At 38.9% G+C, this 23,202-nt stretch carries 24 protein-coding genes, 2 pseudogenes and 1 riboswitch; of the genes and pseudogenes, 18 read left to right on the top strand and 8 right to left on the bottom strand.

Annotated elements, in window-relative coordinates; genetic code table 11:
* Positions 1-1,203: 1,203 nt before the first annotated feature.
* Positions 1,204-1,353, bottom strand: coding sequence for a hypothetical protein (locus tag RB160_RS23705; protein ID WP_316572921.1), 150 nt, complete (start codon positions 1,351-1,353; stop codon positions 1,204-1,206).
* Positions 1,354-1,673: 320 nt separating this feature from the next.
* Between RB160_RS23705 and RB160_RS23700 the strand changes: the two genes are divergently transcribed.
* On the top strand, positions 1,674-2,303 hold the full coding sequence (locus RB160_RS23700) for an NAD(P)H-binding protein (RefSeq protein WP_316572920.1): 630 nt from the start codon (positions 1,674-1,676) through the stop codon (positions 2,301-2,303).
* A 38-nt stretch (positions 2,304-2,341) separates the two neighbouring features.
* Positions 2,342-3,958, top strand: coding sequence for an FMN-binding glutamate synthase family protein (locus RB160_RS23695; RefSeq protein WP_316572919.1), 1,617 nt, complete (start codon positions 2,342-2,344; stop codon positions 3,956-3,958).
* 48 nt (positions 3,959-4,006) lie between these two features.
* Here the strand turns inward: RB160_RS23695 and RB160_RS23690 are convergent, their stop codons facing one another.
* Together RB160_RS23690 and RB160_RS23685 are read right to left on the bottom strand one after the other, a co-directional pair.
* The gene (locus tag RB160_RS23690; RefSeq protein ID WP_316572918.1) at positions 4,007-4,456 is read right to left on the bottom strand and encodes an SRPBCC family protein; all 450 of its coding nucleotides are present in this window, start codon (positions 4,454-4,456) and stop codon (positions 4,007-4,009) included.
* Entirely contained in the window at positions 4,457-4,795 is a 339-nt protein-coding gene (locus tag RB160_RS23685; protein ID WP_316572917.1) for an ArsR/SmtB family transcription factor, read from the bottom strand.
* A 392-nt stretch (positions 4,796-5,187) separates the two neighbouring features.
* Here RB160_RS23685 and RB160_RS23680 point away from each other — a divergent pair.
* From RB160_RS23680 to RB160_RS23660, 5 genes and pseudogenes are all read left to right on the top strand, one after another.
* A pseudogene (locus RB160_RS23680) lies at positions 5,188-6,312 on the top strand (NupC/NupG family nucleoside CNT transporter); the annotation flags it as partial.
* A 64-nt stretch (positions 6,313-6,376) separates the two neighbouring features.
* A pseudogene (locus RB160_RS24135) lies at positions 6,377-6,568 on the top strand (nucleoside transporter C-terminal domain-containing protein); the annotation flags it as partial.
* A gap of 288 nt (positions 6,569-6,856) precedes the next feature.
* A complete protein-coding gene (locus RB160_RS23670; RefSeq protein WP_316572916.1) occupies positions 6,857-7,786 on the top strand; it encodes an ABC transporter ATP-binding protein in 930 nt (309 codons plus the stop codon).
* Between the two features lie 6 nt (positions 7,787-7,792).
* Positions 7,793-8,740 (top strand): ABC transporter permease, encoded by a 948-nt coding sequence (locus RB160_RS23665; RefSeq protein WP_316572915.1) that lies wholly within the window; start codon positions 7,793-7,795, stop codon positions 8,738-8,740.
* 147 nt (positions 8,741-8,887) lie between these two features.
* Entirely contained in the window at positions 8,888-9,175 is a 288-nt protein-coding gene (locus tag RB160_RS23660; protein WP_316572923.1) for a nucleoside transporter C-terminal domain-containing protein, read from the top strand.
* A gap of 349 nt (positions 9,176-9,524) precedes the next feature.
* On the opposite strand, the gene RB160_RS23655 is transcribed toward RB160_RS23660, so the two are convergent.
* On the bottom strand, positions 9,525-11,036 hold the full coding sequence (locus RB160_RS23655) for a PxKF domain-containing protein (RefSeq protein WP_316572914.1): 1,512 nt from the start codon (positions 11,034-11,036) through the stop codon (positions 9,525-9,527).
* A 20-nt stretch (positions 11,037-11,056) separates the two neighbouring features.
* Positions 11,057-11,139: riboswitch (cyclic di-GMP riboswitch) on the bottom strand.
* Positions 11,140-11,915: 776 nt separating this feature from the next.
* Between RB160_RS23655 and RB160_RS23650 the strand changes: the two genes are divergently transcribed.
* From RB160_RS23650 to RB160_RS23620, 7 genes are all read left to right on the top strand, one after another.
* Positions 11,916-12,434 carry a general stress protein gene (locus RB160_RS23650; RefSeq protein WP_316572913.1) on the top strand — a complete coding sequence of 173 codons (519 nt, stop codon included), beginning with the start codon at positions 11,916-11,918 and terminating at the stop codon, positions 12,432-12,434.
* A 218-nt stretch (positions 12,435-12,652) separates the two neighbouring features.
* Positions 12,653-12,826, top strand: coding sequence for a Fe3+ hydroxamate ABC transporter substrate-binding protein (locus RB160_RS23645; protein WP_316572912.1), 174 nt, complete (start codon positions 12,653-12,655; stop codon positions 12,824-12,826).
* A 175-nt stretch (positions 12,827-13,001) separates the two neighbouring features.
* Positions 13,002-13,208, top strand: coding sequence for a transcription initiation factor TFIIIB (locus tag RB160_RS23640; RefSeq protein WP_316572911.1), 207 nt, complete (start codon positions 13,002-13,004; stop codon positions 13,206-13,208).
* Between the two features lie 147 nt (positions 13,209-13,355).
* Positions 13,356-13,967, top strand: a complete 612-nt coding sequence (locus RB160_RS23635) for a DJ-1/PfpI family protein (RefSeq protein ID WP_316572910.1) — start codon at positions 13,356-13,358, stop codon at positions 13,965-13,967.
* A gap of 323 nt (positions 13,968-14,290) precedes the next feature.
* Positions 14,291-14,779, top strand: a complete 489-nt coding sequence (locus tag RB160_RS23630; protein WP_316572909.1) for a hypothetical protein — start codon at positions 14,291-14,293, stop codon at positions 14,777-14,779.
* A 545-nt stretch (positions 14,780-15,324) separates the two neighbouring features.
* Positions 15,325-16,167, top strand: a complete 843-nt coding sequence (locus RB160_RS23625; protein ID WP_316572908.1) for a hypothetical protein — start codon at positions 15,325-15,327, stop codon at positions 16,165-16,167.
* Between the two features lie 275 nt (positions 16,168-16,442).
* Entirely contained in the window at positions 16,443-16,844 is a 402-nt protein-coding gene (locus RB160_RS23620; protein WP_316572907.1) for a hypothetical protein, read from the top strand.
* A gap of 457 nt (positions 16,845-17,301) precedes the next feature.
* Here the strand turns inward: RB160_RS23620 and RB160_RS23615 are convergent, their stop codons facing one another.
* Positions 17,302-18,177, bottom strand: a complete 876-nt coding sequence (locus RB160_RS23615) for an aminoglycoside phosphotransferase family protein (protein WP_316572922.1) — start codon at positions 18,175-18,177, stop codon at positions 17,302-17,304.
* A gap of 202 nt (positions 18,178-18,379) precedes the next feature.
* Between RB160_RS23615 and RB160_RS23610 the strand changes: the two genes are divergently transcribed.
* From RB160_RS23610 to RB160_RS23600, 3 genes are all read left to right on the top strand, one after another.
* On the top strand, positions 18,380-18,751 hold the full coding sequence (locus RB160_RS23610) for a hypothetical protein (RefSeq protein WP_316572906.1): 372 nt from the start codon (positions 18,380-18,382) through the stop codon (positions 18,749-18,751).
* A gap of 45 nt (positions 18,752-18,796) precedes the next feature.
* The gene (locus RB160_RS23605) at positions 18,797-19,183 is read left to right on the top strand and encodes an immunity 22 family protein (RefSeq protein WP_316572905.1); all 387 of its coding nucleotides are present in this window, start codon (positions 18,797-18,799) and stop codon (positions 19,181-19,183) included.
* Between the two features lie 257 nt (positions 19,184-19,440).
* Positions 19,441-20,004, top strand: a complete 564-nt coding sequence (locus RB160_RS23600; RefSeq protein WP_316572904.1) for a restriction endonuclease — start codon at positions 19,441-19,443, stop codon at positions 20,002-20,004.
* A gap of 129 nt (positions 20,005-20,133) precedes the next feature.
* Here the strand turns inward: RB160_RS23600 and RB160_RS23595 are convergent, their stop codons facing one another.
* Complete coding sequence (locus RB160_RS23595; protein WP_316572903.1) at positions 20,134-20,901, bottom strand: SurA N-terminal domain-containing protein; 768 nt, start codon at positions 20,899-20,901, stop codon at positions 20,134-20,136.
* Positions 20,902-21,134: 233 nt separating this feature from the next.
* A complete protein-coding gene (locus RB160_RS23590) occupies positions 21,135-21,908 on the bottom strand; it encodes a hypothetical protein (RefSeq protein ID WP_316572902.1) in 774 nt (257 codons plus the stop codon).
* Between the two features lie 631 nt (positions 21,909-22,539).
* On the opposite strand from RB160_RS23590, the gene RB160_RS24090 reads away from it, so the two are divergent.
* Positions 22,540-22,629: a putative holin-like toxin gene (locus tag RB160_RS24090; RefSeq protein ID WP_396954774.1), complete on the top strand. Its 90-nt coding sequence runs from the start codon at positions 22,540-22,542 to the stop codon at positions 22,627-22,629.
* Positions 22,630-22,938: 309 nt separating this feature from the next.
* On the opposite strand, the gene RB160_RS23585 is transcribed toward RB160_RS24090, so the two are convergent.
* A partial coding sequence (locus RB160_RS23585) for a VOC family protein (RefSeq protein ID WP_316572901.1) occupies positions 22,939-23,202 on the bottom strand: 264 nt, incomplete at its 5' end.

The raw sequence follows: 23,202 nt of genomic DNA, 5'->3' as shown, positions 1-23,202 counted from the left end.
TCCTTTTAATTTGTCACATAAAAAACTTTCTAATGTAGATTTCGTTTTACTCCATTGCAATACAATCACCATCTCTTTTCAGGTAGTCTCGTTTTCTTATATATTTTATGTTTTTCTTGAACATTCCTGCCCCGTTGGTTTAATAAGAAATTCAACAAAAAAGTGCCTTAATCCTTCCTGGATCAACGCACCCGTTACTTGAATAATGTATTAAAGTGGAACATTTTCGAAGAATGTTCCACTATTAAAATTTTCTGCTTATGACTCTTTCCTTGAATACCTCCATTTAAAGAACGATACAATAAAAAGAAATAAATTTGCTATCCCTAATATCATCAGTAAAATTGTTACCGATTTTCTAAATAAGGAGAAAGATACCCAATTTTCCATTTGAGTTATGGATATTAGTAGGATACTCACTGAAATAAGTAGTTGAGAAACTAACAATCCCTTATTTTGATTTTTCATAATGCATTTACACCTGCTTCTATGATTTTTTCATTAATGAAATTTAATCACTTTATTATTACAAATCCACATCATTTCCTCCACTAAACTGCCCTGTTTGTTCAATAGGGATTTTAACAATAAGATGCCTTAATCCTTCTTGGATCAACGCACCCGCTCCTTTAGCAAGTAATCCTACATTACACAATAGAACCGTATTGTTCATTAGTTAGCTATAGTGTGTGAAGACGTTCCGGCCTGTTTATGATAGAATTACATAAAATTACATAAAAGGCGATAATATGGAAAACAGCAAATTAGTTTGTAAGGCTTGTGGTAATGATTCCTTTACACAAGGTGAATTAGGCGGATCTATGGCAAATGTAAAACCCATTAAGCTCGATATGCTTCATTTTTCAAGTTCACCACTAATTTTGACTATTTGTACGAATTGCGGAGAAGTTGCTTCAATGAAAGTTAAGAAACCTCAAAAATTCAAATAGTCCTTTAGATTTTATATTTAGGTCACTTACAGTCGAGTGACCTTTTATAGTTTCTTTCTGATACGATCTAATAGTAGCCAAATTTATAGCCCCTTTCTATGAACAAAATCAGTCAAATAAGCATTTAGAGTTGTTATCCTTGTTCAACTATCCCCCTTAAGAAGCATAAGAAGGAATTCAACATAAGGGTGCGTTAAGACTTCCAGGATCAAGATAACCGTTTGTTTAGAAAAAATAAAAACTCATTCTGTATTCAACTTTTTATAAAAATATCAGAGAGAATACCTAATAAACCAGTCATTAAAATGAAAAAACCATAAAGCTCGAAACCACCAGAAAATGTATGATAAACACCAATTCCTGCTGTCAAATAAGCAATAGAAGCAATTATAAATCTTCTCATTCTTATCACCTCTCCATTTACATTTTACCGTAAAATCCAATAATCTTATTAAATTATCCTTTTAAAGCCTTGAGAGGAAAACATTACATGGAACATGTCATAAGGAAGCATGGATCGGTAGGAAGAAAACCGTCCCTGCTTCTTTTTAGTTTACGCCCAAGTATTGGTGGAAAAGTCCAATGTAAGAATCAAAACTAATGTATATTACTTCACTGCAAGGTTTAGTGGATAACAGCATCTGGTGAATAAGTGTTTGGAAAACGAAGGGTGGAGTAGGATCAAGCTAGCATATACCCAATCAAACCCGGAGGAGGAATAGGATGCGAGTTCTTGTGATTGGAACGGAAGATTTGGCGGGGGAGCATGTGGTTAAGCTGCTTTGCGAGAAGCAGCATGAGACAGTTGCTTTGGCGGGCTCGGAAAACCAGGAGGAAGGATTGAAGAAACTAGGCGCGAGCGAGGTTGTAAGAATGGATGGGAACGATTTTTCCAACGCTTTCGCAGGTTGTCACGCCGTCATTTATTTAGGCGGTGCAAGCCCCCGGACCGGGGAGAGCAAGCCAATCCTCATCGACCATCAGCTCGTTCTTGATTCTATCAAGTCAGCCAAGGAGCACGGGGTCAAGCGCTTTGTACTGCTAAGCGCTTTAAGAGACGATGAGACAGACACGAGCGGGTCTGGCACAACCGGTGCGAAACAAATGCCGGAAGAGCTGTTAAGGCAAGAAGCCCTTACTTATACGATCATCAGGCCGGGTGAACCTGTGGACAAGCCCGGGAAGGGGAAAGTCGAAGTAGCGGAAACCTTCGCCATGGAAGAAGGGGAGATTCCGAAAGAAGACCTCGCTTCGGTGCTCGTCGAGGCACTGGATGCGGAAAATGTTTTTAACAAAACCATCACAGTAACGTCAGGCGAAACACCGATTCGCCAAGCGCTGACAGAATTATAGAGCTGATGAAAAATAATTATCGAACGAAGGGTGATACGATGACGGAGATGAGAAAGATCCTTCCAGCTATTTTGAAAGGAACCGCCTTACTTGGGGCCGCCGCTGCAGCCGCATACGTGTACCGGAAGGACGATACGCAAAAGCAGCATTCCATCCTCAGGAATTTTCCGATAGTCGGCAGAATCAGGTACATCACCGAGCACATCGGCCCCGAGCTCAGGCAGTATTTGTTCCAGAGCAATCTTGAAGGCACGCCATTCCCGCGAAAGGAATTCGAGGATATCGTCAAGGCGGGCAAATACAAGGAGAGGCTGATTGGCTTCGGTTCGGAACGCGATTTTACAAAAAGCGGCTACTATATCCGCAACAGCATGTTCCCGTTGCAGAGGGAGGAACTGCGAATCGACAACAGCCGGAAAATCAATACGATGGTCTATAAAGTGGATGAGGAAGGCCTGATTACCCGAAAGGAACATCGGGAGGAAAAGCAGGTCGACCCGTATTACCTCCATGATGAGGATGCTGTCATTATTGGCGAGGATACGTGCAGGAAACCCTTTAAGGTGAAGGGGCTTGTCGGGCAGTCGGCGATGAGTTACGGCGCACTTGGCAAACATGCGATTACCGCTCTTTCGAAAGGGCTTGCGATTGCTGGCGGGACGTGGATGAATACAGGGGAAGGCGGGCTTTCCGACTATCACCTGGCAGGGAACCCGGAAATTATCATGCAGATTGGACCGGGGCTGTTTGGCGTCCGAACGCCGGGCGGGGAGTTTTCCTGGGAAGAATTCAAGCGGAAAAGCGAAATCGAACAGGTTAAGGCTTTCGAATTAAAGTTGGCCCAGGGGGCGAAAATCCGCGGCGGCCACCTTGAAGGAGAAAAGGTGACTGAAGAAATCGCGCGCATCCGCCTTGTGGAGCCTGGCAAAACGATTAACAGCCCGAACCGGTTTTACGAATTCAGCAATTATCACGAAATGTTCGAGTTTGTGGAGCGGATGAGGGACATTGGCGGGAAACCGGTCGGGATAAAAATAGTTGTGGGAGACCTCGATTCGCTTGAAGAGATGGCTTCGATCATGAAGGAGACCGGGATGGGCCCTGACTTTATCTCCGTCGACGGCGGGGAAGGCGGAACCGGGGCCACTTACCAGGAGCTTGCTGATGCCGTCGGGCTGCCGATTCAATCGGCGCTGCCGGTCGTTGATGAAATGCTGAAAAAGTATAATGTCCGGAATCGGGTGAAACTGATTGCATCCGGAAAACTCATTACGCCGGATAAAATCGCGATTTCACTGGCAATGGGCGCCGACCTTGTCAACATCGCACGCGGCTTCATGATCAGTGTCGGCTGCATTATGGCAGGCAAGTGCCACACGAACTCCTGCCCGGCGGGGGTTGCGACGACCGATCCGAAGCTCCAGGACGGCCTGGTCATCGAAGAAAAAATGTACCGTGTCGCCAATTATGTCATCTCGCTGCGCGAAGGCCTGTTCAACCTCGCAGCGGCGGCCGGCATCGACACCCCGGTCAAATTCAACCGTAAGCACATTGTGTACAAGGATGAATGGGGAAGGGTATCCTCCGTCGGCGACATTATTCTTACTCCCGACAAAGTCGATGCCATCAGGGACAAGGAAAGAGCCGCTAAATAAAGCAATAAAGCAGGGGACGGCTTCACCACGCCCCCTGCTCATTTATTTCTACTCCTTCTGGCCGAGCACGTGTACCATTAGGTCATCTAGCGCGTCGGACCACCCATCGTACACATAACGATCTCCTGGATGGCCAGCGAATCCGCGCAGGTGGAAGGTCATCTCGGTGCGGTCGTCTTGTTCGGTGAGAGTCAGGGTCACGACAGGGGAGTCCTCGATGGGAGCATCGGGATAACCCCAGGTGAAGACGAGCCTTTCGAAAGGTACAACGTCAAGAAATACCCCTCCGGTGGGGAACTCCTCGCCGGTTTCGTTGTTCACCATCGTGTAACGGTACCTTCCGCCTTTTCGGACGTCGAAAGAGACGGTCTCCAGGGGTGTTGAAGGCAGCCATTCGGCAAGTTCCTTGTCTTCTGTCCAGGCGCGCCAAACGAGCTCGCGGCGGGCATTAAGGGTCCGGGTGATGGTGAACTCAGGTACGGATGTAGGCATGTTCATTCACTTTTCCTCCTTTTTGATCATGGTTTTGAGGTGTTCCTCAAGTTGGTCGAAGCGCTGGTTCCACTCACGGCGGTGCTTCTCGACCCAGGCCGATGCCTCATCGAGAGGCTCAGTCCGTATCGTCAAAGTCCGCCATTGGGCATTGGTTGTACGTTCGATCAGCCCTGCCCTCTCAAGTACTTTGAGGTGTTGGGAAATAGCGGGTGCGCTTATCTCGAACAGTTCAGCGACCTCCCCGACAGTCGCGGGACTCTGTGACAGCCTGGACAGGATATTCCGGCGAGTAGGATCGGCGAGTGCAGCAAAGATGAGGCTGAGTGTATCCTTTGTAGTCAATTAAAAGACTCCTTAATTAAGCATTTTATTAAATATAAACCAAACTGCTTGCCCATGTCAAACTTCCATTGGTTGGTATTGGCGTAAAATCCAGTCCCCACTTTAATAATAATTATTCAAAAATAGTTTAAAAAATAGAAATCGCTTTCATCACAAAGACTCTTAATGTAGGAATTAGACAACACAAGACTGCGAATAGCCAAATGCATTATGGGCAAAAATACAAAAACGGTACTTTAAATATTTGCACAAAAACTAATGTTTTTGGTTAAATTTACATATTTTCCAGAACTGGAAGGGTATATAAAGGTTTCCATTATATTTAGTGTATTTATGTTCAAAATTAGGGTAGTAAATGTGTAAATTCGTGTTATAATTATTTCGAAATAATAATGAAAATGAAAGCGTTAACCCGATGGCCATCGAAATGGACGGTTAACGGCTTGCATAGATGGGAGTTCATCATCATGACAATCTTAATTGGAATTTTAGGGATTATTGCACTCATAGCCACCGCCTGGCTTATGTCAAATGACAAGAAAAACATTAATTTCCGTGCGGTAGGGATCATGCTCGCTGTTCAGCTGTTCATAGCTTGGTTCATGCTCAATACTTCTATAGGGCAAAAAGTCCTGCAAGCAATCGTTAATGTCTTTAACAAAGTTCTTTCATTCGGGAACGAAGGGATCGCTTTCGTTTTCGGTGACCTCGCAGGAAAGAACTATTTCTTCGTTAACGTCCTAATGATGATTATTTTCGTCTCGGCATTGCTTTCAATTTTGACGTATACAAGAATTTTGCCATTGGCGATTAAATACATCGGCGGCGCTGTCGCCAAAATTACAGGCCTTCCGAAAATTGAATCGTTTGTAGCGGTAAACTCAATGGTTTTCGGGGATACAACCGCAATCCTGTCCGTAAAATCGCAGATCCACAAACTTTCTCCCAACCGCCTGTTTATCGTTGTAACTTCGTCTTTGGTTGCTGTATCCTGTTCGATTTTAGGGGCTTACATGCAGATGATTCCTGCGGAGTTTGTACTCGTAGCCCTGCCGATTAACGTCTTCTCAGGTTTGATTCTTTCTTCAATGGTTTCTCCAGTGTCGAAAGAGGAAGATGAAGAAATTGAAATTAAAGAAATGATTCCAGAGAAATCATTATTTGAGGCAATCGGGAACGGTACATTAATCGGAGGAAAAACAGCACTGATCGTTGGTGCGATGCTAATTACGTATACTGGCTTGCTGGCGATGATCAACTATTTTCTAGATAACTTAGTAGGCATGACATTCCAGGAAATTATCGGTTATGTCTTCGCCCCAATAGCATTTATAATGGGAATCCCTGCGTCTGAGATTGTCAGGTCCGGCTCCATTATGGGAACAAAGGTAGCTGCCAACGAATTCATCGCCATGCTTGATTTCATGAAAATCATTCCAGAAATGAGCCCGAAAACGGTCGGAATCGTCTCAGCATTCCTTGTTTCCTTCGCCAACTTCTCATCCATCGGAATCGTCCTCGGAACCGTACAGGCCATCAACGGAGAACAGGCAAGCCGATTAGCCAAAGTTGGTTTGNCCGAAAACGGTCGGAATCGTCTCAGCATTCCTTGTTTCCTTCGCCAACTTCTCATCCATCGGAATCGTCCTCGGAACCGTACAGGCCATCAACGGAGAACAGGCAAGCCGATTAGCCAAAGTTGGTTTGAAAGTATTATTCGTCGCAACACTAGGCTCAGTCCTAACAGGTACGATTGTAGGTTTGTTCCTATAATAATGAAGAAATCCAGCCCTCTTCGGCAAGTTATTGCTGAAGGGGGTTTTTTATGTTGAAAAGATTGACGATAACGCTTATGTACCTAGCTGATCAAATTTGATTTAAAACCGTCTCCATTCCTTTATTTTCTCAAGGAATATCCAGTGTTTCCGACTCAAAATTCCAATATTGTTAGCTAAAGAGTAGATGAAATTAACAATATTTTAACGTTTTACACACCAAAATCTGGTTGTTCTTTGTTAACATGGGGTTTATAGTGTTTAGTTTGTAGAAAGAGGGAGAGTAATGGCAGGAAAAGCATTGGAAGTTCAATCCTTAACAAAAAAAATTAAGGATAAGGTAATTGTCAACGATGTCAGCTTCTCAGTTGAAAAAGGAGAAATCTTTGGACTGCTTGGCCCGAACGGAGCAGGGAAAACGACTATTATCCGTATGATTGTTAGCCTGATAGGGCGTACCAAAGGAAATGTCATTGTAAATGGTTTTAATTTGGACACTCAATTTAAAGAATCGATGAGTGAAATTGGTGCAATTGTTGAAAATCCAGAATTCTATAAATACCTAACCGGATATAAAAATCTAAAGCACTATGCAAATATGGCGAAAACCAAAGTTACCGAAGAGCGGATTCAAGAAGTCATAAAGCTTGCCGGCATTGAACACGCCATCCACCAGAAGGTTAAGACCTATTCACTTGGGATGAGGCAAAGATTGGGCGTCGCACAGGCATTGTTACATAATCCATCATTATTAATCCTAGATGAACCAACGAATGGGCTCGATCCCCAGGGAATCCGAGAGTTCCGGGAATATTTGAGGTCCATTGCAAAAGAAGGCATTTCCGTCCTCGTATCCTCTCATTTATTGTCTGAGATGCAGCTGATGTGTGATCGATTTGCCATTATTGAACAGGGGAAATTGATTCATATTTCTTCAATTAATCAACTCCATGACGAAGGTGAAAACGTACAAACTGTTCTATTCGTGGTTAATAACCTGGAAGCAGCCATGCAGCTTTTGAGGGAAAACGATTTAGGAAATGAAATGAAGATAGTAGGGGAAGACCAATTTTCTATAAACCTAGAAAAAGAAGAGATAGCCGTAGCGAATAGGATATTAGTCACAAATGATATTAGTGTATATGCCATTAACCAAGTCACCGCTTCACTTGAAGATCGATTCCTCGAATTAACTGCAAAGGGAAACAGGAGGTAAAGAATAGTGTCCTTGTTAATTAAGAATGAGATAGGAAAGATTTTTGGAAAGAAATCCAGTTGGATTTATATGGTTATTATCTTAATTGCTGTCGTCCTTGGTGGCATCCTTCAGAAAAATTTCACAGAGGAACCTAGTAAAAATTGGCGTGAGGAAACACAAGCCCGTGTGAACCAATTGGAGCAGGATTTAAAAACGGCACCTGAAGAAGAAAAAGAATGGATGATGGCGGATTTACAGCAACAACAAAAGTATCTGGATGAGAATATTAATCCCAATGCAATGAGCAATTGGCATTTTATGAATCAGACTGTGTATGGCATCACTACGCTTGTTACACTTTTTGCTGTAATCGTCAGCAGTGCCATTGTATCCTCCGAGTTTTCTGATGGGACAATCAAACAGCTGCTAATCAGGCCACATGAAAGATGGGCAATCCTTTTGTCAAAGTATCTCTCAGCGGTCATTTATTCGTTACTGCTTGTTATTGTTCTCATTGTCTCAGGTTATATTGCAGGCTCGCTTATCTTTGGCACCGGTGAGTTCACCGCCAAATTTTTCGAATTTACACTTGAAGGCGGGCGAAAAATAGCTGAAATTGGACCGCAGTTTTTCTTGAAGGTCCTATATTACCTGCCAAGCCTTTTGGTTTTTATTACAATATCCTTCATGCTGTCTACATTGTTTAAAAGCCAGGCCTTGGCGGTTGGAATCGGGATATTTGTTTTGTTCCTTTCTTCAACTCTTGGCGGCCTGATTGTCATGCTGGCAGAAAAATATACGTGGGCTAAATTCCTAATTTTTCCCCACATGGATTTAACTGTGTATGCGCTTCAAGACAAAATTCTTGAGGATGTTACACTGCCAATTTCCTTGCTAACATTATCAGTCTATTATGTAATTTTCATGTTACTCACATTTACCATTTTCCAAAAACGGGATGTTAGCATTTAATATTTCCAGCAAAGTAACACCCGGTATTCAAAAGAAAAGCGGAAGATGAAGAAATTGAAATTAAAGAAATGATCCCCGAGAAATCACTGTTCGATTCAATCGGGAACGGTGCATTAATCGGAGGAAAAACAGCATTAATTGTCGGCGATGCTCATTACGTACATTGGATTGCTGGCAATGATCAGTTTTGTTTTAGAGAACTTGGTAGGCATGACATTCCAGGAAATTATCGGTTATGTCTTTGCCCCAGTCGATTTCATAATGGGAATCCCGGCATCAGAGATTTTCAGATCCGGCTCCATCATGGGAACGGTAGCTGCCAATGAATTCGTCGCCATGCTTGATTTCATGAAAATCATTCCTGAAATGAGCCCGAAAACCGTCGGGATCGTCTCAGCATTCCTCGTTTCTTTCGCTAATTTCTCTTCCAACTGAATTGTCCTCGGAACCGTACAGGCCATCAACCGAGAACAGGCAAGCCGACTGGCCAAAGTTGGATTAAAAGTATTATTCGTCGCAACACTAGGCTCAGTCCTAACAGGTACGATCGTAGGATTGTTCCTATAATAATGAAGAAATTCACCCTCTTCGGCAAGTGATTGCTGAAGGGGGTTATTATTGTTTTGGAAAAAGCCAGCCGTTAAACGGCTGGCGACAACGCACTAAGTCAGCAGCCAACAAGTAGCTGACCGACGCACAACTTGTTCCACACGAATGAAAAAAGAGGCCGCCCAAAAGAGTCGTCGTTAAACGATCTTTTTGGTCAGCCTCCATGAGAATGAGATTATTTCAGTCCAATAACAACTTTTTGCTTTGTTCCGTCATCAAGCGTAATTGTAAGTTGGTAAGTACCTGCAGTTAAACCTTTTGTACTCAAGTTAAATACATATTGATTTGAGGATGAATCATATCTAAAGTTGTTTCCGGAAGTAGCCGCGCTAGTTGATACCGCTTCAAGGTTATCCCCGAAGACTTGGTTACTGCTTTTTGCATAATGAATAGTTGCATTGGCAGTTGAAATAAACTTACCTTGGGCGTCAGTTAATTGGAATTTAACCGGAACGGTGCTGCCCGCTTTAAATATTGAACCATCCTTGATTGGCTGAAGAACCCCGCCAAAATTGTAAACAACGGTATAGCTTATCGTCACCTCTGTAGTATTTCCAGCCTTGTCCGTGACAGTTATTGTATCCGTTTGCGGTCCAACCTTAGACGTATCGATTGTTCCAGTTTTATCTTCGTCTGCAAGTCCGGACAATGTATCGGTTGCTGACCAAGTCACAACTTGATTTAGTGTGTAAGTGCCACCATCTTCAACAGTAATAACTGGCTTCCTTTTATCAATATTAATGCCCGAAACTATTGCAGAACTTGAGTTACCGGCATTATCGATTGCAGTACCTTCTGCTGATCGATTCACACCTTCAGACAGTAACACTTCCTTCGTATAGTCTGCTACTCCTGAGGTTTCATCGCTTGCTGAAAAGCTAACAGTTACATCATCATTATACCAGCCATGTTCATTTGCCTCTCGGTCAGCAGATCCCGAAATGGTTGGAGCTGTTTTATCTAGATTAATCGTAATACTTTTAGAACCCTCGTTTTCGGCTTTATCTCTAGCATACCCAGTAACAGTATGTCTACCATCTTCAGAAACTGTAACAGGTGCAGAAACCGAGCTCTCGTCCAGATCAGAGCCACCTTCCTCATCGGCAGCGGTGAAAGTTACGGTCACATCCTCGTTATACCAGCCCTTAGCATTTGCAGGTCTGTCAGGAGTCGCAGTGACAACTGGAGCTGTCGTATCAGTTACTTGCTTTTTAGTTACAACAAAAGTAATGAGGTCGTCTTTTTCATTATCTAGCTTTGCTCCTGTTTGATTTGTATTTTCAATTTTTACCTCATTTTTTTTGAAGGTAAATGTGTAGTTTCCAGGCTGTAAGTTAGGGTCTACTTGAACTTCTGCGTCTACCTTAACCTCCATATCTTTGGCATACAGGTGTACCTTAGTTAGGTTTTCTTGGGTAAAAGTACCGCTTGCGCTAATAACAAACCTTGTAGGGACAGTAACATAAGCGTCCGTCATGTTCCCATCCGATTTTACTGAAAGTTTGAAGCTCTTGGATGCCCCTTGTTCAACAGATACATCAGTTGATGAAGCGACTAATTCCGCTTTAATTTCTAGTTCCCCAGCAATCGCAAAACTTGTTGGAATAAGTCCGGAAATAGCAAGTACAGTGACCGCGCTTAGTGCTTTTTTGCTTAACACATTTCTGAAGCCAGTTTTTTTCATCATTTTCTCCCCTTAAAAAATATTTTTAAGAGGGCCGGTTACACTAGTAGCTCCATGCAGCCCAAGTGTCCAAATTAAGGCTACACTTCAATGCTTCCCCAAAAATTTGGTTGGTTGAGTCGATAATCCAACTGGATAAGTCATACAAATTTCCACTCATTTCAACCTTATTTGTGACGATGACGGATCATATTTTCGTGGCCACTTAAATATTGATACATCGTCTCTTTCCAGTTTTATTATAATTTAAACAATAGTTGATTGGTTTAACTTCCCTTCGACAAACTTCAAATAAATTCCAACAAAAATCACCAATTTATCCTAAAATCATCTAATTCCGATTCAGATTTCATGGTTTCGTTTTGCTTCATTCGATAGTTTAGTTGCAATAAGAAACCGGCTGGCGACAATACATAAAGGTCAGTATCCAACAATTCGACGGACAGCTGACACAGCTCGCTGCCAATAGCAAAAAACTAATCCATAAAAAAGAAACCCTGCTCAAAAATGTAACGGGTTCGAGTACAAAAACTTAATTCGCACACAAATTAGCAGTCCAATTCGCAACTGAATTGGACTCCATCTTTTTATTGATATATAAGGGATTTTTGTACGTTTTATGGCGTTTTAGCACTCGAATTCGCACCCCTTTTAGCAGAGTGACCGAAGTTATTGCCAACTTGGGAATTCGTATGCTAATTACTATGTGATGGTTTGTTAAAAATAGAAATTAGGTTTTTGGTTATTTATGTTAAAAATAAAGCAAATCTTATTCAACATAAGGGCAGTTTAGTTGAATAAGAAAGGTTGATGAAAACTTTTATTCGATTAAACATATATAATAGGATTGGGAAGGCGAACATTACTAGAAAGGATCTGACTATGAAAAGTGTATTAGAAAGTAGGTTAAAATATTTATATACAGGGGAAAGATTTGCAATAATATTGTTCCTACCTCTTAGTTTCTATATTAATTACACATATCCTGAACTGCAATTATTTTCACTGCTTTCTTTTTGGATTTCCTTTTTCTTATTGGAGTTTATCCTTATGCAAGGAACTTATTATTGGCATTCCAAATGGAAGTGTCTAATTACTGAAAATAAATCTATAACTCCAATCAAAACTGTTAGACTGTTGTGGAAATTGAAAGCAATAAACGTAAGTATAATAATTTTTTCTATCATTTTATTTGTTATCGATATACTTGTTAAATATCCCAGTCTACCAATTAATGGATTGCTGATCAGCGGATTTATTTATATTTTCGCTATACTCGAATTTATTAATTACTTCTACATCCAATTGTCCTATGATAATTTATCTGATATTAGATATTTAATAAAAACAAAGAAATTAAAACGGTCTTCTTTAAGTAAAGATTTTAAGCGTATTGCATAAATGAACATAATAAATTGAATTACTTCTTGAAAAATAGAGACCTTATTGGAGGGTGTGTTTTCTTATTGCTAAAGGGTGCGTTGATCCAGGAAGGATTAACGGCCTTTTTTGTTGAATTCCTTATAGAACATACGGGGCAGCCATTCCTGTAATGAAGAAAAATCGTATAAAAAATACGTAATAAGAATAAAAACAAGATTTAATTAGAGGTGATATAAATGTTTGGAGAAGATCCTAAGTGTACTAAATGTGGTAAGGAAATCAAGGGAGACGAGGTTGTTTTTATAAAAGTGCGTTATCCAAAGCTTAAAGGGATGACTGAAATAAAAGCGTATTTAAAAAACGAAGGAAGTTTCATATGTGAAGATTACTTTCATCAAAACATCAAGTGAACAACTAAAAAAAGACAGCTGTTATGGCAACTTCTTTTTTGTTTCACTAACGGGGCAGGATTGATTAATAGTTGAACTTTAAAATTTCTAATTCGTACATAAAATGCAGAGGTTTATATAACTCGATTAACGGAATATAGAATTCAAATAAAATATAAATAAAGGAGATTTTTAAATGAAACAATCGGCACAAGTAAATGAATGTCCGAAATGTGGCGGAAAAGAGCTAGGAAAAGGTAAGCACAGTGGAACTGGAGTTATATATCCATTCACTAAAGTGAGTACTGGGTCGGAAGTTGAATACATCATTTGTACGGAATGTGGATTTATAATTGAAGCTTATGTAACCAAGCCAAATAAATTTAAGGGGACACTTTACTAAGCTAACGGGTGCTTTGATCTAGAAGGATTAAGGCACCTTTTTGTTGAAATCCTTATTGAACAAACGGGCAGTTTTGTTTAATAAGAAAAATTAATAATTGCTATTTATACTATAGGGGGGTATAGTAATTTTGAGGAGGGGTAATAAATGCTCAAATTTAATGTAGGTATCCTGTTATTTGATTATGTAGATGCTTTAGATTTTACTGGTCCTTATGAAGTTTTTAACTTAACTACTTATAATGATAATGATGTAAAAAAACTCTTCTCTAACAATTTAGAGGATAAACCTTTTATGGTAAGTACAGTTTCTCATGATGGAAAGCAAATAACGGTACATAACGGGTTAAAAGTAAAGCCTGATTATAGTTTTTCTGATGCACCAACATTTGACATCATTATTGTTCCTGGTGGTCCATTAAAAGCATTAAAGTTAGTAGAGAGTAATAAAGAAATAATAACTTGGATTGAAAATTACAAAGACAAAATAGTAGCATCTGTGTGTACTGGAGCATTTTTCTTAGCCCAAGCTGGAATTCTTAACGGAAAAAAAGCGACTACAAATCGGGTAGCTTTAAATTTGTTAGAAAGAAGTTTCCCAGAAGTAGAAGTTATTAGAGGAGTTAAGTATGTAGATGAAGGAAATGTTATTACTTCAGCAGGTATTTCCGCAGGAATTCAAATGGCGTTACATGTGGTTAGCAAATTATTCGGCGAAGAGACGGCAAAACGAACTGCTCATACAATTGAATTAGATTAAGTTGAAAATATAAGGGGTTCAATAAAGATAGAAGTCTTTTTCTTATTGAACAAACGGGTGCTTTGATCCAAGAAGGATTAAGGCACCTTTTTATTGAATTCCTTATTAAGCTAAAGGTGCAGTAATATTGAATAAGGATTTTTGTAACTGACTTGGACAAACTATCCCTAAATATAAATTTAGGGTGAAAGTAAAGATGGGCCATGAAAAAACGGAACAATAAAAAGCTATTAAAATAATTGGAGTTAGAAGAAAAGAAAATGAAGGATATTTTATTTTAAGATGAATAAATAAAGATAAGATTATGAAAAGGAGGGTTAAGATTGGAGGAGAATATTGAAACTGGAATAGGAAGTTTCATCAAAAGAAAATTAATAACGACTTTTGCCACTATGTTGGTTTTTTCAATCATTTTGGCATCTTATGGTTTGTTGCAAGATACTTCGGGTGAAGTATATAAGCCTGGTAACAAATTTTTTCAATGGGTTATTATTTTCCTGTTTTATATTGGGGTTGTTGTCTTGATATACGGAAATATCGTTTCAATTGGCATTGAATTTTTACAGAATAAATTCTTTAAAAAGCATGATTGGTTATATGTTGTAATCCTTGGGATTTTCGGATTAGCAAACGGGCTATTTTTTCAAGAAAGGATGTTCGCTCTTTATGGAATGTTAGCCGCCTTGTTATATGCCATTGTTGATAAATGGTTAATTAAAAGATTTTCAGAAAGTAAAAGTAGCGTAGCATTTATAATCTTACCAATTGTATTATTGTTTCTAATGTGGGGATTTTTCAACTTCATATATTGAAAAAATGAGCACTGTTTTAGTGCTCATTTTTAATGCGATTAACATCATTTATTGTGCTGTTTAGATCCAGCAATATGGCTTTTGTTTCCTGATGATTGGGAAAGATAGAACCCTTGTTGAACTAACGGGTGCGATGTTCCTGGAAGGACTTCCGCCCTTTTTTGTTGAACTCCTTATTGAATAAACGGGGCAGTTGAATAATAAAGGAAGATGTTTTTAAAACGACCATCAAGGTTCCATCTGCAGATTCGAAATTTTGAAGAAACATTCAATAATATGATTAAAGTTATAACAACAATCAAATAAAAACTGCCTGAGAAATGATTCTCAGGTATTTTTTTGTTGATCTTTCAACTAAGGATGCGTTGATCTAGGAATTAATTAATGTACATTTAACTACTATTAGATAACCAAATTTCCTTTTTTTTCATATTATTGGCTAAACAAAATGGGGAAATTTACCGATACAATATATAGAAATAGGTTAAGGGTTGTTCTGCTTTCACTATACGTTACTACTATTGAGGGAAAAGAGGCAAACTTCTATGAAAAAAGTATGGGTTTTAGGCATTGCACTGGTTATGGGCTTAACTGCTTGTTCTTCAGATGACACACAGGTTACAAAAGGAAAAACTAAAACAAAGGACATAAAATGGTCAATAGAGGAAAACTCTAATTTAACGGAATTCGAGAAGAAAAAACTTGCAGCACAAGAAATTATGGTGGACCAAATGGTAGGAAAATGGTCAAACGAAGAAGAATACTATGTTATTAAAAAAGCAGAAGATCGAGTTGTTCAATTCACCAAGCAGCAAAAAGCTTCTACAGGAGAACCTTTCCATTTTAATATGGAAGTAAAAGATTCAAAAGATAATGAGTTGAAGTTATATTTATGGGATGATGAACTGGGAGAAGACTCCTACTTGCGTATTAGCCAAGAAAATGGAGTACTTACAATCAGTCAAGGTGAAGGGCGGAGTTTTCTTGAAGATCCAAACACACGACAATTTAAGAAAGCGACAAAAGAAATGGCCGAGTGGAATAAAGAAGCATTGGATACCAGTAAGAAATTTTCTGCATATTTTAATGACTTAGAAGGAAGCTACCAAGCCATAGATGAAGTAGTGTATTTCCTTGTAGACAATGGAACCGCAGCAAACGGAAAGCCAACTATAAAGGTTTTCAACTCTGTCGATAAATCGTACTTTATAATCGAAGTTGATGACTTCACTGAAACGTATTTTCACGGAATTGTAACTATGTACAAATTAAATAATAGATACTTTGGACAGGAGTTTACGTTCACTATAACAGATAAAGAAAAAGCACAGATGAAAATTGGAGAAATCGTATTTGACAACCTAATAATGATTGAGAGACGAAATTAGTTTTACTATATCTTCCCCCCTTTTTATACATTGATTTCAGCCAGTTGATACAAGCCTGTTTTTTCAACTTTTTGAAAACAGGCTTTTCTAATACAGAGGAAAATTGGCACCTATTAAAATTGCTCTATCCCCCATTACGGACCTTTCTTATTGTGCTAACGCGGTGCGTTGATCAAGGAAGGATTAACCGCCTTTTTTGTTGAATTCCTTTTTGAACATAAGGGCAGTTTAGTTGAACAAGACTTTCATCAGTGTAGAATAAAGGGAGTGGAATTGTGAGAAAATCTTCTTTATTTATTTCTACCATACTAATAGTGTTTTTAATTGTAAGCAGTTGTAATAATAATTCTGTAAAGAAAATTAAAGCAGATTATTTTGATATTACTTTAGGACAGAGTTCGTACAGTGCTTATAATAAAGTGGAAAAAGAAACTGTTCAGTCATTAGTTGATGCCTACAATGACATCAAATATAATGGACAAACCAACCAACAAATTAATTATGAAAAGGCAATAACTATAATATTTATCTATAACGACCAAATTTCAGGAACTTTAGTAATTGACGATAAGGGCATTTTTAATCTTGGTTACGTTGAAAACTATGAAATCGAGCCAAACAATGATATATATAAACAAGCAAAAGAAATATACAACGATTTGAAGCAACAATATTAATATTTCTTGGTAAATTGGATTAATTGGTTTGATAAAGTTGTTTTGTGAGACTCTTCACTTAAACAAACGGGTGCTTTAGTTGAACAACGCACTACTATAAAAAAGCTCGAAGCACCATGGCTTCGAGCTTTTTTTGTGCTAATCACCGCTAAAGTGTTTGCTAATTCAACTGCGAATTTCACTACGAAAAGCACTGCTAATTCGAATTTTGCACTTCAAAACCGAACCCGATATCAAAAATGAGCTGGGTTTTCACATTGAAGGGTTAAGCAAGCTTGGCCACCAAACATATCTTCGTATCGAAGTTGAGCTTTTTCACCAGTTTTTTTCAAGCCCAATGAACCGTCATTTTCATTGCCTACATTATAATTGAACAAACCCATCACTCGTATATTTAATGGGGATGGTTCTTATTTTTGAGAAAATAACAATAAAGAGGATCCGGTTCAGTTCCATGTCAGGTTTCAAAATCTTCAATGATTGTCTGGATAACGTTATACGCTTCTTTTAATTTCATACTATCGGAGTTCTTGTAATCTTCATAGATGATTAAAGCCTTCCACATAGCCCATCCTCTTGCCCGATTCCATGTTCCTTCATCCATCTTTAATACATCCTTGAAAACAGTCCTGCTCTCATGATCAAAAAAGGTCCAAGCCATAGCCGCATCACAGGAAGGGTCCCCGACTCCCAGTATTCCAAAGTCAATTACGGCACTGAGCTTCCCGTCCTGCACTAATAGGTTTCCTGGCGCGATATCTCCGTGAAGCCATACCGGCTCCAGTTCCCACTTGGATGCTAATGCCAGATTCCAGAGCCCTGTCAAAACAGTTTCATCAAATACATCTAGATTACTTTCGATTGCATTTCTCGTTTCATCGTCATACACAGATAGATGCGCGCCTCTGTAAAAATTATGGGCTCCAGCCAAAGGGCCGCTACTCGCGTCAATGGACTGCAATTCAATCAAAAATCCGCCCAAATCGGCTGCGAATTGATTTAGATCCACTACGTTGTCTCTCGTTACTGTCTCTCCATCAAGCCATTTATAAATCGACCAAGGAAATGGGTAATCATCATTCGGAGTTCCTTTTGCAACTGGGGTTGGAATAGGGAATGCAAGCTTTTTAGCTAAAAAAGGCAGCCACTTTTGTTCCTTTTCGACTTGCGGAACATACCCAGGGGCACTCGGCAGCCTGACACTCATGTCATTCCCCAAGTGGAATGTCCGATTATCATGACCGCTCACTTTAACCGGTTTAATTTCTAAATGAGCCCACTCGGGAAATTGCTCTTTTATCAGTTTCGCCACTAATACGGAATCAATTTTGATCTTAACTCATTCCTTTCCCTGAATATTTCCAATTTAATTATAAGCTTTCCGTTCAGGATGTGCATGCTTTAATAAGTAGGGAACTAAGCTGGTTAAAATTTCAAATTCTCCCTTCAATCAGTTTCCTAAATATAGTAAAGTTAATTATAAATCGCCGAAAGTTAAAAAGAGTAAACAAATACTACTCGAATAAGGTGCCCAAATGATGATAATTACCAAAGATCAACTTGAACTTTTGTACCAAACTTTCCATCATAAGTTGGATTTAACAAATATAATAACGATCGATGATGAAGAATTGGAGAAGGTCCTGCATTATTTTTTGATCTTAAACGAATTTAGCCATGAAATAACAGCCGGTTCTTCATTTACCACCGAACAAATCCTTTACAGCCAGTATTATTGGTTTGTGTATTTTAAAAATCGATACTTCTCCATGTATGGATACGATGGCGGTATGGACCAACAGGCATTCCACCTAATTGAACACATAGCGTACGAACTTAATGACGAAGTTAACTGGGACTTCCTTGAACAAATCACCAATGATTTGGAGACTATTCATAAATGTTGAAAGTGTACCTGAAGGATGAAAACCAAACGTATAAGGGGGATATGAATGGAACAAGAGGGGTACGTCACATTATGGGTAGGGGAGTTTAGTACTGCTGAAGAGTTAATGGAATATTTATCGATTGAGTATGACGAAGATGGAGATGCCATTCCTTCCAATTTTGAAAAGGATTTCTCCATTGAGTATTATGACGAGGATTTCCGGGAGGGTGTGTTCCATCAACAACCACTTTCAAGCTTAAACCAATTATTAGCGGGGGCATCTTATGAGGAAGTCATTTTGTCAAAATTCTACGATATGTTTCTGAAAAATGCTCCTGAAAAAGCAAATGCCGTTGTGCTGTTGTATAACTTTCAATACGAGCCAGGAGTAGAAGTGGCCAAGAATGGTTTAAACACGCTGCACTATATAGGGGCGGTACAATATAAATAGCGCTAATCCAATTAAATTTGGTTCGCGCTATTTTTTTCAGTTTAGAGTTAATCAACCTTTATTTATCCCTTAATTTCTTTCGGTAATACCCCACCTTCGTCCTCAGCACATCCTGATTGAAAGCCACCGTCCGTACCAAATCACTCACCGTAACAAAAAAATGACTCAGTCCATTAAGGTCATAAGTATCTGTCCAAATGAAGGTGAATGTGGTATTTTATGGATATGTGGAACAAATTTTTAAAAAGGGGTTAATTATGGCTAGAAGGAAATCCAAAAAGGAAAAAGAACTTGAATCTTTATTTTATCTGATATTTATTGTACCTGCTTTTTTAATTTACTTTGCAACTCAATCTATACAATCAACAGTTTCAATCATGATAGTCTATTGGGTAGTTGCAATCGCTTTTCTAATAATTAGGAACAAGAAGCTAAAGGAACGTCTACGGGCATCAGGAATTAACGAAATTGATAAAATGGATGGTATCAAATTTGAGCACTATCTAAAAGAGTTATATTCTACATTAGGTTATAATGCTAAAGTAACTCCCTCCAGTGGTGATTTCGGAGCCGATTTGATTTTAACCCAAAATGCGCGGAAAATTGTGGTCCAAGCTAAGAGACATAGTAATAATGTTGGTGTGAAGGCGGTACAAGAAATAAAAGCTGCACAATCACACTATGATGCTGGGGAGGCTTGGGTGATTACAAACAGTTATTTCACAAAAGCGGCAATTGAACTCGCCAAGTCCAATTCTGTTAAGCTTATTAATAGGGATCAGCTTATTCAACAAATTCTTGATGTGAAGAAAACTGGATAATTGTAATGAGCGGGCAATATCGAAGAAAATATGGTGAATAAAAAAGAAGATGAACTCCACTTTTTGTAGAGATTCATCTTCTTTTTCGTTTTGAAAGGGGATTTATCCCTTTATTTTAGCGTGTACACCTTATATCTTAATATCAATCTTGGCATTCTTCTTTAATTTTTCAACATGCTGAGCAAGTTTTTCCTGTTGTTTTTGCTGTTGAAGGGATTGTTCGATTTGCGGTTTTACTTCTTCAAGCTTTGGAACTTCTTGTCCAGCACTCTTGCTTTGTTCCGCAAATTGATCATACGTTTTTTGAATTTCTTCATCGGTTATTTTACCGGCCGGCATTTCTTTGTCAAAATACTGCTTAAGTTTAAGATCATCAGCAATTTTGGATTCAAGTGTTTTTATATCCATGCCGGACTGTTCAACAGCTTCTTCGAATTCTTTTTCTGTTTTAAACTGCTTTTTTAGTTCGTCCAGCTGCTTTTTAACATCTTCGTCTGAAGCTTTATAGCTTTTTTTATCTAAGTCTTGAAGGAGAAGAGTTTGAACCACTAAGCTGTCAATTGTTTGGTTTTTCACTAGTTCTGCAGCTTCCTTGGAAGTCGGATCTTGTCCCATTTGCTGCATTTGTCCTTGGATAGAGGCTAAAGCGTTATTATAGTCGCTTCCTAAAATTTCTTTATCATTCACAATGGCAACAGTTATCTTTTCATCTATTTGCTGAGCTTTTAATTTCTTTTGTGTTTCTTCCATTTTCTTTTGCTGTTCTTTCTGATAATCGGTTTCCTCTTGTTTTGCTTTATCATCATTTTTAGCTTCTTTACTTTCCTCATTTCCTCCGCATGCTGCTAAAACAACTGCCAGTAGACCGGTCATGAGTGTAAACATCAATTTTTTCATACTATATCTCCTTACTTAAGCTAGAAGTATAATTTTTACTTTTAAAAATCATCTAGTGCGCATTATATAGGTAATCTTACAAAAAAGAAACAGTATCCGACTTTTTTTAATATTTTTCATAGGATTGAAACATTTGAAATGGGAAACTGTGCCTGTGAAGAAGTAAATTGAAAACGATATTCCGTGAAATAAAATAGACCGCTTCGTATAGATACGATACGGTCTATTTCTATTTACTCAATAGCAGAAAGTGCACCTAACAGCACGACAATCACAGTCAATATTAATGCAATAAGGCTATACAAGAGCACAGCCAAGGAAAAGTTCTTTCTAGGGCTTTCTGGCCCAAATCCCCAAACCAATAATAAAATAAAATTCACAATAGGAATCCCGAGTAAAAATAGAGTCCAAAACCACTTTCCGACAGTCAATTGCTTATTTCCCAATGTATGTTTCTCCTCTTCTAGTAAATCTGATGCGCTTACTTCATAAGCCTCTTTATTCGGGCCTTTTTGTTTGTATTGGCTGTATAGATAAAAGAATCCGCCCACACTAATGAGGAAGGCGACATGGTTAGTCCACCCAAACACACCAATTAGTTTTTGAATCATATTCGTTAATGCGATGGAGGGGCTGCCTAAAACGAGAAAAAACTTTATATCCATGTAGATTGATTGTAATAAAGTGGAAAATGCTCCGATTACAAAAACCAATACAACAGAATTAAAAGCGTCTTTCTTAGTTTTAAAAATTGTCCTTTTCTTATAAAGGATTACTAGTCCAGAAATATAAAAAACAAGGCCAAAATAAACCTTCCATCCTCCGTTAACAAAGGATAACGCGTTACCGAACAAATCGGCCCTGGTAAAAGGATACTCAGGATCAATAGTGGAAAACGACGCATAAAAAATACTTGGCATCCATGATGCCATTAATGCGATACCAAGCACTAAAACGGCTAAACCGATTTTTTCAATAGCGCCTAACGATTTTAAAAAACCTTTCAACTGTCACACTTCCCACTATAAAATATTAACTTTTTAATCATACGAAAGGTATTTAAAACGGTCAAACTAAAATTAATGGAAAAAACCGAATGGAGTATACATTCCTTTTCAGTCTTCCGATCTTCTTCTGTAGCGCATAATAAATCTAATTTTAATAGAAAAGGAGTCATTATGAAGAATTTACAATGACACGGCAAAAATGTACTCATCGATGTCGGTTCGAAGGGAATAGGAATAGTCATTGTCAAGGCGTTTGTAATGGTGGAATGTTGGAATTTTATCTCGGGGGATGGAAGCGGGAAGAACTTGAAACCCCGCCATTATCCAAGCGAAGATTACCAATCCAGAGGAACAAGAGAAACTTATCGATTCTTCTGTTGAAAAATACGGAACAATTGATGGTGTAATTAATAATACAGTCACGATGTAATTTCTAAAGGAATAACGGTCAATCAATTGCCAACTCAAGAAGATTCTTATACCCCAAAATACCTAAAGATATTTCCCAACCTCTTAATTCCAATTTTATGCGAATATATGTCCGTATTTATATGCGTGAGGTGGTATAATAATAGGACAATAGGATAAGTGTGTCCAAGGGTGGCCCGGATACTCCTGGTTGAAAGGGGTGATGCCGGTGACAATATACGAATCGCTGACGCTAATGATTACATTCGCGGGATTCGTTGTCACAATACTGGCTTTTACACAAAATAAATAATCCACCCTTGAGTGGCCACTCGGGTGGATTAACTGCCCCAAAGCCGGCCCCTTGCGAGAACCGCCTATTGGAGACCGGACATGGTACCAGCATGTTCGGTCTTTAGTATATACGTCTAACCAGAAACTATTATACCATATCCTCTGAAATTTCAAACTTCTATAAACTGTTCGACGTTACTTATGTAATTATCCTATTTTCTAAAAATAAAACATGGATGAATAATAATTTCGTCAAACTGTTTTCGTAAATTAAACTAATGAACAAAAATAGAAACACAAGGCTACTTTATGGTCTTGTGTTTCCTATTTAATAAAACTCCATATGCCCCTTATCTTCCCGGTAATACGCAAGCCGATCCTCTAGCGTCCCTGTATGGAACTCAAACTTATGCCCATCCGGGTCAACAAAATACACCGACCGCTTATCCCGTCCATCCCGCTCAAGGCCAGGAAGGATCTCCACACCCAGCCGCTTCAGCCGCTCCACTATCCCGTCAAACTCCGCCTCATCCACCGAAAACGCCAAATGCGTATAGGACGCCCGAATTTCATTCCGCGGAACATCCTTCTC

Source organism: Neobacillus sp. YIM B06451, assembly GCF_032667185.1.
GTDB lineage: Bacteria > Bacillota > Bacilli > Bacillales > Cytobacillaceae > Bacillus_D.
This window is presented reverse-complemented; position numbering and strand designations above follow the sequence as displayed.